This is a genomic window from Streptomyces sp. NPDC056061, from assembly GCF_042266885.1.
Lineage (GTDB): Bacteria > Actinomycetota > Actinomycetes > Streptomycetales > Streptomycetaceae > Streptomyces.
Genome location: NZ_JBHJWQ010000023.1, coordinates 93,828 through 107,863, shown reverse-complemented (window position 1 = coordinate 107,863; position 14,036 = coordinate 93,828). Strand labels below are relative to the sequence as shown.

The window sequence follows — 14,036 nt, the reverse complement described above, 5'->3', positions numbered from 1 at the left end:
TCCCCGTCGGCGAGAATCGGAATCGCCAATGGCGCGGCGAGAGGTGGATGCAAGTGCGGGCAGAGGCGCAGGCGCAGGACCGGGACCGTCCGGCCCGGCAGGATCCGGAACCCCGCAGGGGCCGGCCGCGCAGTGCGGCGGCCGAACGGGCGATCCTGGACGCCGTCGTCGAACTGCTGGAGGCGGGCGAGCCCCTGGCCGCCCTGTCCATCGAGCGGATCGCCCGGACCGCCGGGGTCGGCAAGGCCACCATCTACCGGCGCTGGAGCGGCAAGGAGGAGCTCTTCGTCGACGTCCTGCGCGACATAGAGCCCCCGGAACCCGTCGTCTCCGGCACCGCCGGCCTCGACGACCTGCGACTGCTGCTGGAGTCGATACGGCGGCGCGGCCTGGCCCAGCGCTCGTCCGTCCTGCTCCACAACGTCTTCGCGCAGATGAAGAGCCATCCCAAGCTGTGGTCCGAGTACCAGTGCACCGTCATGGCGCCCCGGCGCACCGCCATGGTGGCCGCCGTGCGACGGGCCGTCGCCGCGGGCGAACTCCGTGCCGACCTGGACGTGGAGCTGATGGACGACCTCTTCGTCGGCCCCATGCTCGTGCGCACCATCCACCGGCCGGACGCGCCGCTGACCGAGGACCTCACCGATCGCATCGTCCGGGCCCTGATCGAGGGACTGGGACCGGTACGTCCCCGGGACGGGGGCCGCACACCGCCCCGGACGCCCGAGGCGCCGGGAACGACCGGTGTGTGATCGTTCTGTCACAAGCCGCTGCGGGAGTCATCCGGCAGGAACTCCCGGCACCCCGCCGCTCGTCCTGGTGACCGTACGGCCGTCGAGGACGGCGGGGAACACGTCGCGCATCGCCCGGGGCCGGTCCACCGGGTATCCCGGGAGAGCCCTTAGGGTCGAGGGCGCGGCTACATGCACGGCAAGGTGAGGACAGCGCGATGGTGCAGGCGTACGGAGCGGACACCGGCAGCGACCGTGCGGAGCCGCCGCGCACCGGGTCCCGGCTCCGGGACCTCCGGGATCTGCGGGACCGCTGGGGCCGCGCCCGGGGCATCTGGCGGCGCGGTGTCGTCCTGGCCGCCTGCTCGGTGCTCCTGACCCTCGTGATGGTCTTCCACGCCCGGATCCCGAACACCGTCGGCAACCTGGGCAGCCTCATCGAGACGTTCCTGCCGTGGATCGGCCTGTTCGTCCCGCTGCTGCTGATCCTGGGCCTGGTGCGCCGCTCGGCGACCGCGCTGATCGCCCTGCTGCTGCCCGTCCTGGTCTGGTTCAACCTGTTCGGCGGGCTGCTCACCGGCAAGTCGGGCTCCGGCGGCGACCTCACCGTCGCCACCCACAACGTCAACGCCGGCAACTCCGACCCCGCCGGCACCGCCCGGCAGGTGGCGGGCTCCGGTGCCGACGTCCTCGCCCTGGAGGAACTGCCGGACGGCCAGGTGGCGGAGTACGAGGCGGCACTCGCCGACCGCTACCCCTACCACTCGGTGCAGGGGACCGTCGGGCTGTGGAGCAAGTACCCGATGCGCGACCCCCGCGAGGTCGACATCAAGATGGGCTGGCCCCGGGCGATGCGGGCCACGGTGACGACGCCCCGGGGGGACGTCGCCTTCTACGTGGCCCACCTGCCGTCCGTACGGGTCAAGCTGCACGCCGGATTCACCGCCAACCAGCGCGACGGCAGCGCGGACACCCTGGGCGAGGCCATCGCCGACGAGCGGCTCGACAAGGTGATCCTGCTGGGCGACCTCAACGGCACGATGAACGACCGCTCGCTCAACGCGGTCTCCTCGCAGCTGAGGTCCACCCAGGGCGCCGCCGGCGACGGCTTCGGCTTCAGCTGGCCGGCGTCCTTCCCGATGGCGAGGATCGACCAGATCCTGGTGAAGGGCGTCGAACCGAAGGCGTCCTGGACGCTCCCGGCGACGGACAGCGACCACCTGCCGATCGCGGCCCGCGTGGAGCTGTGAGCCCGCCCCCGGTCAGCCCGACTCGCGCCACCGGTTGGTGATCGGCAGCCGCCGGTCCTTGCCGAAGCCCTTGGGGGAGATCTTCGTGCCCGGCGGGTACTGCCGACGCTTGTACTCCGCCGTGTCCACCATCCGCAGCGTCTTCGCCACCAGCGCCTCGTCGAACCCGGCCGCGACGATCTCCGCCAGGCCCCGGTCGCAGTCGACGTACAGCTCCAGGATCCGGTCCAGCACGTCGTAGTCGGGCAGCGAGTCGGTGTCGACCTGGTCCGGGCGCAGCTCGGCGCTGGGCGGCTTGGTGATCGACGCCTCCGGGATCGGCGGGGTCTGCCCGCGCTCCTCGGCGGCGCGGTTGCGCCACTTCGCGAGCCGGAAGATCGACGTCTTGTAGACGTCCTTGATCGGCCCGTACGCCCCGACCGAGTCGCCGTACAGCGTCGAGTAGCCGACAGCCAGCTCGGACTTGTTGCCCGGCGCGAGAACGATCTGGCCCTCCTGGTTGGAGACGGCCATCAGCATCGTGCCGCGCAGCCGGGACTGGAGGTTCTCCTCGGCGAGACCGGCGAGCCCCAGCGAATCCATGTACGCGTCGAACATCGGCTCGATCGGCACGGTGCGGAAGTTCAGCCCCGTGCGGCGGGCCAGCTCGGCCGCGTCGCCCTTGGAGTGGTCCGAGGAGTACTTCGACGGCATGGAGATGCCGTACACGTTCTGCGCGCCCAGCGCGTCACAGGCGATCGCCGCGACCAGCGCCGAGTCGATCCCGCCGGAGAGCCCGATCAGCACGCTGCGGAAACCGTTCTTCGCCGCGTACGCCCGCAGGCCCACGACCAGCGCCGAGTACAGCTCCTCGTCGTCGTCGAGACGCTCCGCGTAACCGCCGGCCAGCTCCGGCTCGTAGGCCGGCAGGGGCTCCTCGGAGAGCACCACCCGGTCGATCCGCAGGCCGTCGTTCACCACGCCGGCCGGCGGCTCGGCCGAGGCGGCGGGCAGTTCGAGGTCGAGCACGACGCAGCCCTCGGCGAACTGCGGGGCGCGGGCGATCACCTCGCCGTCCCGGTCGACGACGATGGAGTCGCCGTCGAAGACCAACTCGTCCTGGCCGCCGATCATGGCCAGGTACGCGGTGGTGCAGCCGGCCTCCTGGGCCCGCTTGCGGACGAGTTCCAGCCTGGTGTCGTCCTTGTCCCGCTCGTACGGCGAGGCGTTGATCGACAGCAGCAGTCCGGCGTCCGCCGCCCGCGCGGCCGGCACCCGCCCGCCGTCCTGCCAGAGGTCCTCGCAGATCGCCAGCGCCACATCCACGCCGTGCACCCGCACGACCGGCATCGAGTCGCCCGGCACGAAGTACCGGAACTCGTCGAAGACGCCGTAGTTGGGGAGGTGATGCTTGGCGAAGGTCAGCGCGACCTGCCCGCGGTGCAGCACCGCGGCGGCGTTCTGCGGGGCGCCGGCCGGCTGGCCGTAGCGCGGCTGCGCCTTCTCGGAACGGTCGAGGTAGCCGACGACCACCGGCAGCTCCCCGAGACCTTCGTCGTCGAGCCGGGCGGCGAGCGCGCGCAGCGCCCGGCGCGAGGCATCGACGAAGGACGACCGCAGGGCCAGGTCCTCGACGGGGTAGCCGGTCAGCATCATCTCGGGGAACGCCACGAGATGGGCGCCCTGTTCGGCGGAGTGCCGGGTCCAGTGGACGACCGCCTCGGCGTTGCCGGCGAGATCACCGACGGTCGAGTCGATCTGATTCAGTGCGAGGCGTAGTTGAGGCACGCGCACCAGTGTAATCGTCTGACTGACGCGATCTCCCGGCGGGCCGCCCCGGCGCCTTCCCCCGCGGGTCGCGCGGCGGCGGACCGGCCCGTCGGGGAAGGTCGGCGTCGGCGGATCAGCGGCGGTAGCCGAGGACCGTCATCATTCCCACGTCCGAGTGGTAGATGTTGTGGCAGTGGAGCATCCACAGGCCCGGGTTGTCCGCGTCGAACTCCACCGCCATCGAACTGTTCGGCCGGACGATCACGGTGTCCTTGCGCGCCCACTGCGGCTCGCGCCGCCGGGAGGCGTGGTGCCGCGGCCCCGCCGCCCCCACCACGCCGAACGAGTGGCCGTGCAGGTGGATGGGGTGCCACATCGACGTGATGTTGAAGAATTCCAGCCTCACCCGCTCGCCCGCCGCCACCGGACGGCGGCGGTCGGGGGCGTACGGCTCGTGGTCGAAGCCCCAGTCGTACGCCTTCATCGTGCCGGTGAGCTTGAACCGGATGGTCCGGTCGGGCTCCCGGGCCGACAGCGCCACGGACTCGTGCGGTGACAGGTCGCCCGCCTCCACCAGCTTCCCGTCGAGTTCCTTCGGACGCACGGAGGCGGCGGGCGGCGTGCCCTGCCCGGTGCGCAGCAGGGCCAGCGCGGTGGCCCCCTTGCCCTCGGCGAGCGCGGTGAGCGGGAACACCCCGTCCTTGGCGGTGACGATCACGTCGTAGCGCTCGCCCATGCCCATCAGCAGGGCGTCCGTCGTGGTGTGCCGGACCGGGTAGCCGTCGGTGTGGGTGATGGTCATCCGGTGCCCGCCGAGCGCGACGCGGAAGGCGGTGTCGCCGCCCGCGTTGATGATGCGCAGCCGGATGCGGTCGCCGGGTCTGGCGGTGAAGGAGGTGGGTGCCTTCGGGATGCGGCCGTTGATCAGGTAGTACGGGTAGGCGACGTTGCCGCCGTGGCTGTCGAGCAGTTCGCTGAAGCCGTCCCTCAGGATCCGCGAGGGACCCGAGCGGCGTCCGGACGAACCGGCGGACCTCGGTGCCCCGGATGACGCGGCGGGGCCCCGGCGGCCGTCGTCGTCGTTCGCGTCGCGCTTGTCGTCCATGACGTCCATGTCGTGACCGTCGTCGGTGTCGTCCTTGCCGGACCCGCCGTCCCCGGACCCGTGACGCATCCCGCTGTGGTCCATGCCGCCCCGGCCGCCGCTGAGCTCGTCGAGCACCCCGTCCGGCGTGGAGCCGTCCACCCCGTCGACCCAGTCGTCCAGGACGACGACCCACTCCTTGTCGTACTTCAGGGGTTCCTTCGGGTCCTCCACGATCAGCGGCGCGTACAGGCCCCGGTCCTGCTGGACGCCCGTGTGCGGGTGGTACCAGTACGTCCCCGGGTGCGGCACCTTGAAGCGGTACGAGAAATCCGCGCCCGCCTTGATGGGCCGCTGGGTCAGGTCGGGGACGCCGTCCATGTCGTTGCGCACGTTGAGGCCGTGCCAGTGCAGGGTGGTCGCGTCCGGCAGGTGGTTGGCGAGGGTGAGCGCCACGTTCTCGCCCACCGTGAACCGGAGCTCCGGGCCGGGCAGCCGGGCCTCGTAGGCCCAGGAGCCGACGACCAGCCCGCCGCCCAGGTCGAGGCGGGCCGGCGTGGTGGTGAGGTGGAACTTCCGCAGCGGCCCCGAGGGCCGCTTGGCCTCGGCCGCCGCGACCTCCTCGCCGTGGGGGGAGACGTACTCGCCCTCGGATCTTCCGCGACCGGCCTTCCCGCGGTTCGCACCGCCGGGCTCCGGGCCGCCGGCCTGCGCACCGCTGGGCCGAGGACTGCCGTGGCCGGGGTCGGAATCGCCGGAGCAGGAGGCCAGGGCTGCCGTGCCGACGGTGGCGACGGCCGCGCCGAGCACGGCGCGGCGGGTGGGAGGAGTGCGCATGACGAAGAGCACCTCGGGGTGTTGTCGGTGGGCCGGTCTGCTGGGGAGGGGGAGGCGGGTCCCCTCCTATATGCGCGGCACCGACAAGGGGGCGCGAAGGCCACGGCGGAGCCGGGGGACCGCCCCCGGCATCGGCGACACCCGCGCCGCGGCGTCCGCGAGGACGCGGGCGATCCCGATGAGCAGCGCCGCGGACGGGGGCAACTGTCCGTATGTCACACGATCACTCAGGGTCATGCAGAGCACCTTACCCCGGTTGGGTATATCTCGCCCGGGGAGCGCGCGGAAACGTATCGCCTCAATGCTGACGGGGGAGCCCGAGAAGCATGGACGGGTCGGCGCGCCCCGGGCCGGGGTACCCGCGAAACCGCGGCGGAACCACGCAGGCGCGGGGCGGGCGGCACACGGCGGCCCGGCACCCGTGGAGCCGGGTGCCGGGCCATCGGGCACGGAAGGCCGCGACCGGGTGCGAGACCTACTCGTCAGCCGCGGGCGTAGACGTTCTCCACCCAGCAGGCGAGCTGCTCGTCGGAGAGGTGCTGTGCCAGGTCGGCCTCGCTGATCATGCCGATCAGCTTCTTGTTCTGGACCACCGGGAGCCGACGGATCCGGTGTGTCTGCATCTCCTGCAGGACCTGGTCCACGTCCGCGCCGGCGTCGATCCAGCGCGGGGTGCCCTGGGCCAGCTCGCCCGCGGTCATCCTCGCCGGATCGTGCCCCATCGCCACGCAACCGATCACGATGTCGCGGTCCGTGAGAATGCCGATCATCCGGTCCTGCTCACCGCTGGCCGAGATGGGCAGCGCGCCCACCTTGTGGTCGCGCATCAGCTGCGCGGCCCGGTCGAGCGTCTCGTGCGCGGGGATCCAGGTGGCCCCGGTGTGCATGATGTCCTTCGCAGTGGTCATGAGCGATTCCTCCTGCGTACCGACGGGCATGCTGTTCACCCCCGAGTGATCCCATCGTCATACGCCCGTTCGGAGTACGCGACCGCTGTCACCCGTTCAGGTGCGTCCCTGCGCGCCCCGCCCGTCCGCGCCCGTCCACGACGGCCGGGCCCGTCACGACCGGGGTTCCGCCCCGCGCGCTCGGAGCATCCCGGCCATCATGTCCAGTTCGGACTGCTGGGCCTCCACCATGCCCCGGGCCAGCCGGTTCTCCGCCTTCACCGCGCAGAGCCGGGCGCAGCCGCGGGCCATGTCGATGCCGCCCCGGTGGTGGTCGCTCATCAGCCGGAGGTACAGGACCTCGGCGTCCCGGCCGCTCGCCGTGCGCAGTCGGTCCAGCTGGGTCCGGGTGGCCATGCCGGGCATGAGGGAGCCGTCATGGACCCGAAAACCGCCCTCGGTTTCCGCGGCCCCCGCAGCCCCTGCGGTCCCAGCCGTCTCCGCAGTCCCCGCCGTGCCCGTGCCGTGGCCCTCGTGCCCGGACCCCATCCAGGCCATCGGCGGCCGGCCGCCGGGGGCCGTCTTCGGCAGCTCCCACAGGTCCAGCCAGCCGAGCATCATGCCCCGCTGGTTGGCCTGCGTGTTGGCGATGTCGTACGCGAGGCGGCGCACCTCCTCGTCCCGGGTGCGGTCGCGCACGATGAAGGACATCTCCACGGCCTGCTGGTGGTGGACCGCCATGTCCCGCGCGAATCCGGCGTCGGCGGAGTCCACCGCGGGCGTGCCCGGAGCGGGGGCGGGTGCCGCGGCGGCGTGGTGCGTGCCGTCGTCCCGCGCGGAGGCGACCGTCGCCGCACCCGCGAACAGCAGGGCGAGCACCACGGCGGAACCCGCCGCCCACTCGGCGCGCCGACCGCGTCGTGCCGCGGTCACCGGGCGCCCCGCCCGCCCGTGCACGCCGCGCCGGGCTCCGGCGTCTGCGGCCCCTGCACGAACGCCGAGAAGAACGTGTCGACGCGCGGGTCGTCGGCGCCGTCCACCGTCACCTGATTGCCCCAGGCGGTCAGCATGATCGTGCCGGCCTGGTCCGGGTACGGGCTCATCAGCGAGTACGGCGTCCTGCCGACCCGCTCGGCGAGCTTCGCCACATCGGCCTTCGCGGCCTTGTCCGTGTACGTCACCCACACCGATCCGTGCTCCAGGGAGTGCACGGCGTTCTCGTCGGGGACCGTCTCCTCGTAGACCTCGCCGTCGCAGTTCAGCCAGACCGGATTGTGGTCACCGCCGACCGGGGGCTTCATCGGGTAGTCGACGGGGCCGCTGACGTGGTTGCGGGTCAGCTTCGCCGCGTCCCAGGTCCTCAGCCCCTCGATGGAGCCACCGGCCGGCTGCCTCCGCCGGTCGGGTGCGGGGGCCTTGGCGTCGTCCGGCATGGCGTTCTGCTCGTTCTCCGCCGCCTCGGACTTGTTCAGCAGCGTGTACGAGCCGAATCCGACGAGGCCGACGACGACGAGAACGCTCAGGGCTATGGCCAGGACGCGATTGCGGCGCCCGCGCGTGCGGTCGGCGTCGTGCGTCTGTTCCGGGTGGGGCCGGTGGTCGAAGCTCATGTCGTCAGGTCCTTCTGCGAAGAGGCGGGAAGGGACGGAAGGGATCCGGGAACCGGCACGCACCGGACAGTGGTCGAGCCGCTCCACCCCGTGCGTGCCATGGGCGCAGATCGTAGTGGGTGGCCGGGTGCTCCATCTCACTCCGTGTGCGTAATCTGGGTGAAATCCCGGGCCGTGACACTGGAGCTCCTCCCCACCCCGGGCGGTGGTGCATGAACCGTCTGAACTGCAAGGATGTGGCTATGGACAAGCAGCAGGAATTCGTCCTCAGGACGCTTGAGGAGCGCGACATCCGCTTCGTACGGCTGTGGTTCACCGATGTCCTCGGCTACCTCAAATCCGTCGCCGTGGCCCCCGCCGAACTGGAACAGGCGTTTGACGAGGGAATCGGCTTCGACGGCTCCGCCATCGAGGGCTTCGCCCGGGTGTACGAATCCGACATGATCGCCAAGCCGGACCCGGGTACGTTCCAGATCCTTCCGTGGCGCGCGGAGGCACCCGGCACGGCCCGGATGTTCTGCGACATCCTGATGCCCGACGGCTCGCCGTCCTTCGCCGATCCGCGCTACGTCCTCAAGCGCATCCTCGCCAAGACGTCCGACCTGGGCTTCACCTTCTACACCCACCCGGAGATCGAGTTCTTCCTGTTGAAGGACAAGCCGGTCGACGGCAGCCGCCCGACGCCCGCCGACAGCTCCGGCTACTTCGACCACACCCCGCAGAACGTCGGCATGGACTTCCGCCGCCAGGCGATCACCATGCTCGAATCCATGGGCATCTCGGTCGAGTTCAGCCACCACGAGGGCGCCCCCGGCCAGCAGGAGATCGATCTGCGGTACGCGGACGCGCTCTCCACCGCCGACAACATCATGACCTTCCGGCTCGTGATGAAGCAGGTCGCGCTGGAGCAGGGCGTGCAGGCGACGTTCATGCCGAAGCCGTTCTCCGAGTACCCCGGTTCGGGCATGCATACGCACCTCTCTCTCTTCGAGGGCGACCGCAACGCCTTCTACGAGTCGGGTGCCGAGTACCAACTCTCCAAGATCGGGCGGTCGTTCATCGCCGGCCTGCTGAACCACGCCGCGGAGATCTCCGCCGTGACCAACCAGTGGGTCAACTCCTACAAGCGCATCTGGGGCGGCTCCTCCCGCGCCGCGGGCGCCGGCGGCGAGGCCCCCTCGTACATCTGCTGGGGCCACAACAACCGCTCCGCACTCATCCGCGTCCCGATGTACAAGCCCGGCAAGACCGGCTCCGCCCGCGTCGAGGTCCGCTCCATCGACTCCGGCGCCAACCCGTACCTCACCTACGCGGTACTGCTCGCCGCGGGCCTCAAGGGCATAGAGGAGGGCTACGCGCTCCCGGCCGGTGCCGACGACGACGTCTGGGCCCTGTCCGACGCGGAGCGCCGCGCGATGGGCATCGAACCGCTGCCGCAGAACCTGGGCGAGGCGATCTCGCTGATGGAGCGGAGTGAACTGGTCGCCGAGACCCTCGGCGAGCACGTCTTCGACTTCTTCCTGCGCAACAAGAAGCAGGAGTGGGAGGAGTACCGCTCCGAGGTCACCGCCTTCGAGCTGAAGAACCTGCTGCCGGTGCTGTGACCGGCGGGCGGTCGCGGTGGCCTGCTGTGCCGGTCACAGCGATCGCCGTGCCGTCGGCCCCTGGAGTTCCCGTGCCCGTGAATGCCCCGGTGGACATCGACCCGGCCCCGCCGGGTGATCCGCGCCCGCGGCGGGTCTGGTACCTGGCGTACGGCTCCAACCTGCGGTCGGAGCGGCTCGCCCATTGCATCCGGGGCGGGCGGCCGACCGGGGCGGCCGGGCCGGGCGGGGAGTGCCCGGGGTGCCGGGACACCCGGTTGCCCACGCGCTCGATCGCCGTCGAGCCGACGGGCGCCGTGTACTTCGCGACCGAGTCGCCGGTGTGGGGCGGCGGCCGGGCGTTCTACGACCCGTCGGCCGACGGACGGGTGCTCGCCAGGGCCCACCTGGTCACGGCGGAGCAGTTCTCCGACATCGCCGCCCAGGAGATGTACCGGGAGCCCGGCCCGCAACTGGACCTGACGGACGTGCTCGCCCGCGGGCGGTCGGCCGTGGGCGAGGGACGCTACGAGACGCTGGTGTGCGCGGGGCAGGTCGACGGCCTTCCCGTGCTCACGTTCACCGCGCCGTGGAGCATGGGCGACGTGGCGCTCGTCCCGCCGTCCGCGGGCTACCTGCGCTGCCTGGCCTCCGGACTGTCGTCGGCGCGCGCATGGGACACGGATGCCGTCGCCGCCTACCTGGCCTCCCGGCCGGGGGCGGCCGGGCACTGGTCGCCCGGGGCCGTCGCCGGTCTGCTGAGCGAACCGCCGCGGTAGGGCGGTGCCGCGGCCGGGGCGGGGCCGGCGCCGTGCTGCACCGCGGGCGGCTTTTGCCGGTCCCGTCCCGCCGCCCGGCGCGATCGGTCGCCGGAGGGTACCGCTTGCGCGCCCCGCTCAGTCGAACCGGCAGGCCATCTCGTCGAGGATCTCGCCCATCACCTCGGCCGGCTCGCGGGCCAGGTCCTCCTCGATCCACATGCGCATGGCGATCCGCAGCGAGGACAGGAACGCCGCGGCCAGGACCGTCGGCCGGACCGGCTTCCCGGACGGGCCCCGGCGGGGCGCCACGGCATCGGCCAAGTCCCGTTCCAGGGCCGCGTGATTGGCGAGCTGGCGGGCGAGCAGCGAGGGGTGCCGCATCGCCAGCCTGGTGCGCAGCGCCCATTCGCGTTCCGGTGGTGAGATCCGCTCGGTGAACTGTTCCATGGCCGCTCGCAGCGCCGTCCAGGCGGACTCCTCGGCGGGGCGGTCGCGGACGGTCTGCACAAGGGCCCTGATGTGCTGCTCCTCGCCGTGCAGGAGGGCGTCCTCCTTGCCCGCGAAGTAGTTGGAGAACGTTCTGCGCGAGATGCCCGCCGCGTCCGCGACGGCCTCCACCGTGACGTGGTCGAAGCCGTGCTCCACGGTCAGCCGCAGCGTCGCCTCGTGCACGGCCTGCCTGGTGGCTTCCTTCTTGCGTTCCCGCAGTCCCACAGCGCTCTCCATGGGTTCAGTATCGCCCCGACGGGAATAATTGCCCAGTGTGCAAAATTGCGCAATGAGCATGTATGGTGAAGCCTTTCCTGCCCCTGCTCGTCCCTCCCGGAGGTTGCGCGTGAGCGCACAAACGGCCGCGCCGACCGAAGTCGCGCCGATGGATCACCGTCATGTGCTGCGGGCGCTGAGCGGCCTGCTGATCGTGCTGTTCGTGGCGATGATCAGCAGCACGGTGGTCTCGGTGGCGCTGCCGAAGATCATCGGTTCGCTGAACGGCACCCAGTCGCAGTACACCTGGGTCGTGACCGCGACCCTGCTCGCGTCCACGGCGTCCACCCCGATCTGGGGCAAGCTCGCCGACCTGTTCAGCAAGAAGCTGCTGCTCCAGATATCCATCGGCATCTTCGTCATCGCCTCGGTCGCCTGCGGATTCGCCCAGTCCACCGAGCAGTTGATCGCCTTCCGCGCCGTCCAGGGCCTCGGCATGGGCGCCCTCCAGGTGCTGGTCCAGGTCATCATCGCCGCGATGATCAGCCCCAAGGAGCGTGGCCGCTACAACGGCTACCTGGGCGGTGTCATGGCCGTCGCCACCGTCGGCGGGCCGCTGCTGGGCGGCTTCATCACCGACACCTCCTGGCTCGGCTGGCGCTGGTGCTTCTTCATCGCCGTGCCGTTCACCCTGATCGCCCTCGTGATGCTCACCCGGACCCTGCACCTCACCGAGGTGCGCCGCCCCGACACGAAGGTCGACTACCTGGGTGCCGCCCTGATCGCCGCCGGGGTCAGCCTGCTGCTGCTCTGGGTCACCTTCGTCGGCAACGACTTCGACTGGATCTCCTGGCAGACCCTCGTCATGGTCGGCGCGAGTGCCGTGATCCTGATCGTGGCCGTCCTCGTCGAGAACCGGGTCGCGGAGCCGGTCGTCCCGCTCCACGTGGTGCGCCGCCGCGACCCCGCGCTCGCCATCGTCGCGAGCCTCGCGGTCGGCATGGCGATGTTCGGCGGCGCGGTCTTCCTCGGCCAGTACTTCCAGATCGGCCGCGGCTACTCGCCCACCGAGGCCGGACTCCTCACCATCCCGCTGATGCTCGGCGTGCTGGTCTCCTCCACCGTCGCCGGGCGCCTGGTCTCCCGCACCGGCAAGGTGAAGCCGTACATCATCACCGGTGTCGTCGTCCTCGCGCTGGGCTTCCTGGGACTGTCCGCCATCGACCACGAGACCTCGCTCGTCCTGGTGTCGGCGGGCATGCTCGCGGTCGGCGTGGGCGTCGGCATGTCGATGCAGAACCTGGTGCTCGTCCTGCAGAACACCGTTCCGCTCGGCGAACTCGGCGCGGCCAGCGGCGCGATCACCTTCTTCCGCTCGCTCGGCGGCACGGTCGGGGTCTCGGTGCTGGGGGCGGTGCTCGCCAACCAGGTCGCCACCAGGATCGCCGACGGCCTGGCGGAGCTCGGCGTCGACCCGGCGGCCTCGTCCGGGGGCGGCGGCTCCACCCTGAACCTGGCCGCGATGCCGCCGCAGATCCAGGAGGTGGTGCGCGCCGCGTACGGCGACGCGACCGGCACCGTCTTCCTCATCTCGGCCGGCATCGCCGTGATCGGCGTGGTCGCCGCCCTGTTCCTGACACCGACGAAGCTGCGCGACAGCGTCGATCTGTGACGGACCGACAGTGACGGGCCCGGCCGCCCCGTGCCCCGTGCCGTCCACGACGGACGGCACGGGGCACACCCCTGCCGTCCCGCACCCCCGCCACCCGGGACTGGGGTAGTGTGACCCACCCCGACCGGGGACCGACCGAGGAGGTGAGACCCATTACCGCTGTATCAGGCTGGGTGCTCCTTCCGCACGATCGCGTGGTCGACCCGACATAATCGACCGCGGAGCGCCCATCGGCTTTCCCGAAAGGCTCCGCTTCATGTCGGATTCCGCTCCAACGCTCGCCGTCTCCTCCCTCGTCACCGCACTCCGCGCCGCAGGCTGCGTATTCGCCGAGGACGAGGCGGAGTTGATCCTCTCCACGACCACCGACCCGGCCGAGATCGCCGCCGTGGTCGAACGCCGGGTCGCCGGGCTCCCTCTCGAACACGTCCTCGGCTGGGCCGGGTTCAGCGGTCTGCGGATCGCCGTGGACCCCGGGGTCTTCGTGCCCCGCCGCCGCACCGAGTTCCTGGTCCGGCAGGCCGCCGCCCTCGCCGGGCCGGGGGCGGTCGTCGTCGACCTCTGCTGCGGGTCGGGCGCCCTCGGCGCCGCGCTCGCCGTGCAGCTGGGGCGGATCGAACTGCACGCCACCGACGTCGAACCCGCGGCCGTGCGCTGCGCCCGGCGCAACCTCGCCGGCACGGGCCGGGTGTACGAGGGCGACCTCTTCGAGCCGCTCCCCGCCACCCTGCGCGGCCGGGTGGAGATCCTGCTCGCCAACGTGCCGTACGTGCCGACGGACGATGTCGGACTCCTGCCTCCCGAGGCGCGCATCCACGAACCGCGGGTCGCCCTCGACGGCGGTGCGGACGGCCTGGACGTCCTGCGGCGGGTCGTCGCCGAGGCGCCGCGCTGGCTGGCACCGGGCGGCCACCTGCTGGTCGAGACGAGCGAACGGCAGGCGGCCCGGGCCGTGGAGACCATCGCCCGCAGCGGTCTGCTGCCGCGCGTGGTCGGCTCCGAGGAGCTGTACGCCACCGTCGCCGTCGCGACCAGGCCGGACGGCGCAGCCCTCCCGGGCCCTTCCGGGGGCTGACCGTCGCCGGGCCCCGGGCCCCGGGCCCGGCGGGGGCGGGCGGCCCGGGGGACCGCATCGCGCACGGGCCCCGGCACGGCCCGGCGGCGAAC

The 14,036-nt window shown here is 71.8% G+C and carries 13 protein-coding genes; 6 read left to right on the top strand and 7 right to left on the bottom strand.

The window, feature by feature from the left end; genetic code table 11:
• Positions 1-53 precede the first annotated feature (53 nt).
• Both ACFC79_RS27690 and ACFC79_RS27685 read left to right on the top strand, forming a co-directional pair.
• Positions 54-752 (top strand): TetR/AcrR family transcriptional regulator, encoded by a 699-nt coding sequence (locus tag ACFC79_RS27690; protein WP_376245261.1) that lies wholly within the window; start codon positions 54-56, stop codon positions 750-752.
• A gap of 197 nt (positions 753-949) precedes the next feature.
• On the top strand, positions 950-1,981 hold the full coding sequence (locus ACFC79_RS27685; protein WP_376245258.1) for an endonuclease/exonuclease/phosphatase family protein: 1,032 nt from the start codon (positions 950-952) through the stop codon (positions 1,979-1,981).
• Positions 1,982-1,993: 12 nt separating this feature from the next.
• On the opposite strand, the gene ACFC79_RS27680 is transcribed toward ACFC79_RS27685, so the two are convergent.
• From ACFC79_RS27680 to ACFC79_RS27655, 6 genes are all read right to left on the bottom strand, one after another.
• On the bottom strand, positions 1,994-3,748 hold the full coding sequence (locus ACFC79_RS27680; protein WP_376245255.1) for an NAD+ synthase: 1,755 nt from the start codon (positions 3,746-3,748) through the stop codon (positions 1,994-1,996).
• A gap of 115 nt (positions 3,749-3,863) precedes the next feature.
• Positions 3,864-5,651 (bottom strand): multicopper oxidase family protein, encoded by a 1,788-nt coding sequence (locus tag ACFC79_RS27675; protein WP_376245252.1) that lies wholly within the window; start codon positions 5,649-5,651, stop codon positions 3,864-3,866.
• Positions 5,652-5,717: 66 nt separating this feature from the next.
• Entirely contained in the window at positions 5,718-5,888 is a 171-nt protein-coding gene (locus ACFC79_RS27670; RefSeq protein ID WP_376245249.1) for a hypothetical protein, read from the bottom strand.
• A gap of 245 nt (positions 5,889-6,133) precedes the next feature.
• Positions 6,134-6,559: a CBS domain-containing protein gene (locus ACFC79_RS27665; RefSeq protein ID WP_376245246.1), complete on the bottom strand. Its 426-nt coding sequence runs from the start codon at positions 6,557-6,559 to the stop codon at positions 6,134-6,136.
• A 153-nt stretch (positions 6,560-6,712) separates the two neighbouring features.
• Positions 6,713-7,471 carry a DUF305 domain-containing protein gene (locus tag ACFC79_RS27660; protein WP_376245243.1) on the bottom strand — a complete coding sequence of 253 codons (759 nt, stop codon included), beginning with the start codon at positions 7,469-7,471 and terminating at the stop codon, positions 6,713-6,715.
• Entirely contained in the window at positions 7,468-8,148 is a 681-nt protein-coding gene (locus ACFC79_RS27655; protein ID WP_376245240.1) for a DUF3105 domain-containing protein, read from the bottom strand. The genes ACFC79_RS27660 and ACFC79_RS27655 overlap by 4 nt, the downstream gene beginning before the upstream one ends.
• Before the next feature lie 242 nt (positions 8,149-8,390).
• Between ACFC79_RS27655 and glnA the strand changes: the two genes are divergently transcribed.
• On the top strand, positions 8,391-9,752 hold the full coding sequence (gene glnA, locus ACFC79_RS27650; RefSeq protein WP_376245237.1) for a type I glutamate--ammonia ligase: 1,362 nt from the start codon (positions 8,391-8,393) through the stop codon (positions 9,750-9,752).
• Between the two features lie 77 nt (positions 9,753-9,829).
• Positions 9,830-10,510 (top strand): histone deacetylase, encoded by a 681-nt coding sequence (locus ACFC79_RS27645; protein ID WP_376245389.1) that lies wholly within the window; start codon positions 9,830-9,832, stop codon positions 10,508-10,510.
• 117 nt (positions 10,511-10,627) lie between these two features.
• On the opposite strand, the gene ACFC79_RS27640 is transcribed toward ACFC79_RS27645, so the two are convergent.
• Positions 10,628-11,218 carry a TetR family transcriptional regulator gene (locus ACFC79_RS27640; RefSeq protein ID WP_376245234.1) on the bottom strand — a complete coding sequence of 197 codons (591 nt, stop codon included), beginning with the start codon at positions 11,216-11,218 and terminating at the stop codon, positions 10,628-10,630.
• Between the two features lie 148 nt (positions 11,219-11,366).
• Here ACFC79_RS27640 and ACFC79_RS27635 point away from each other — a divergent pair, with 148 nt between their 5' ends.
• Both ACFC79_RS27635 and ACFC79_RS27630 read left to right on the top strand, forming a co-directional pair.
• Entirely contained in the window at positions 11,367-12,869 is a 1,503-nt protein-coding gene (locus ACFC79_RS27635; protein WP_376245386.1) for an MDR family MFS transporter, read from the top strand.
• A gap of 256 nt (positions 12,870-13,125) precedes the next feature.
• Positions 13,126-13,944, top strand: a complete 819-nt coding sequence (locus ACFC79_RS27630; protein WP_376245231.1) for a putative protein N(5)-glutamine methyltransferase — start codon at positions 13,126-13,128, stop codon at positions 13,942-13,944.
• Positions 13,945-14,036 lie beyond the last annotated feature (92 nt).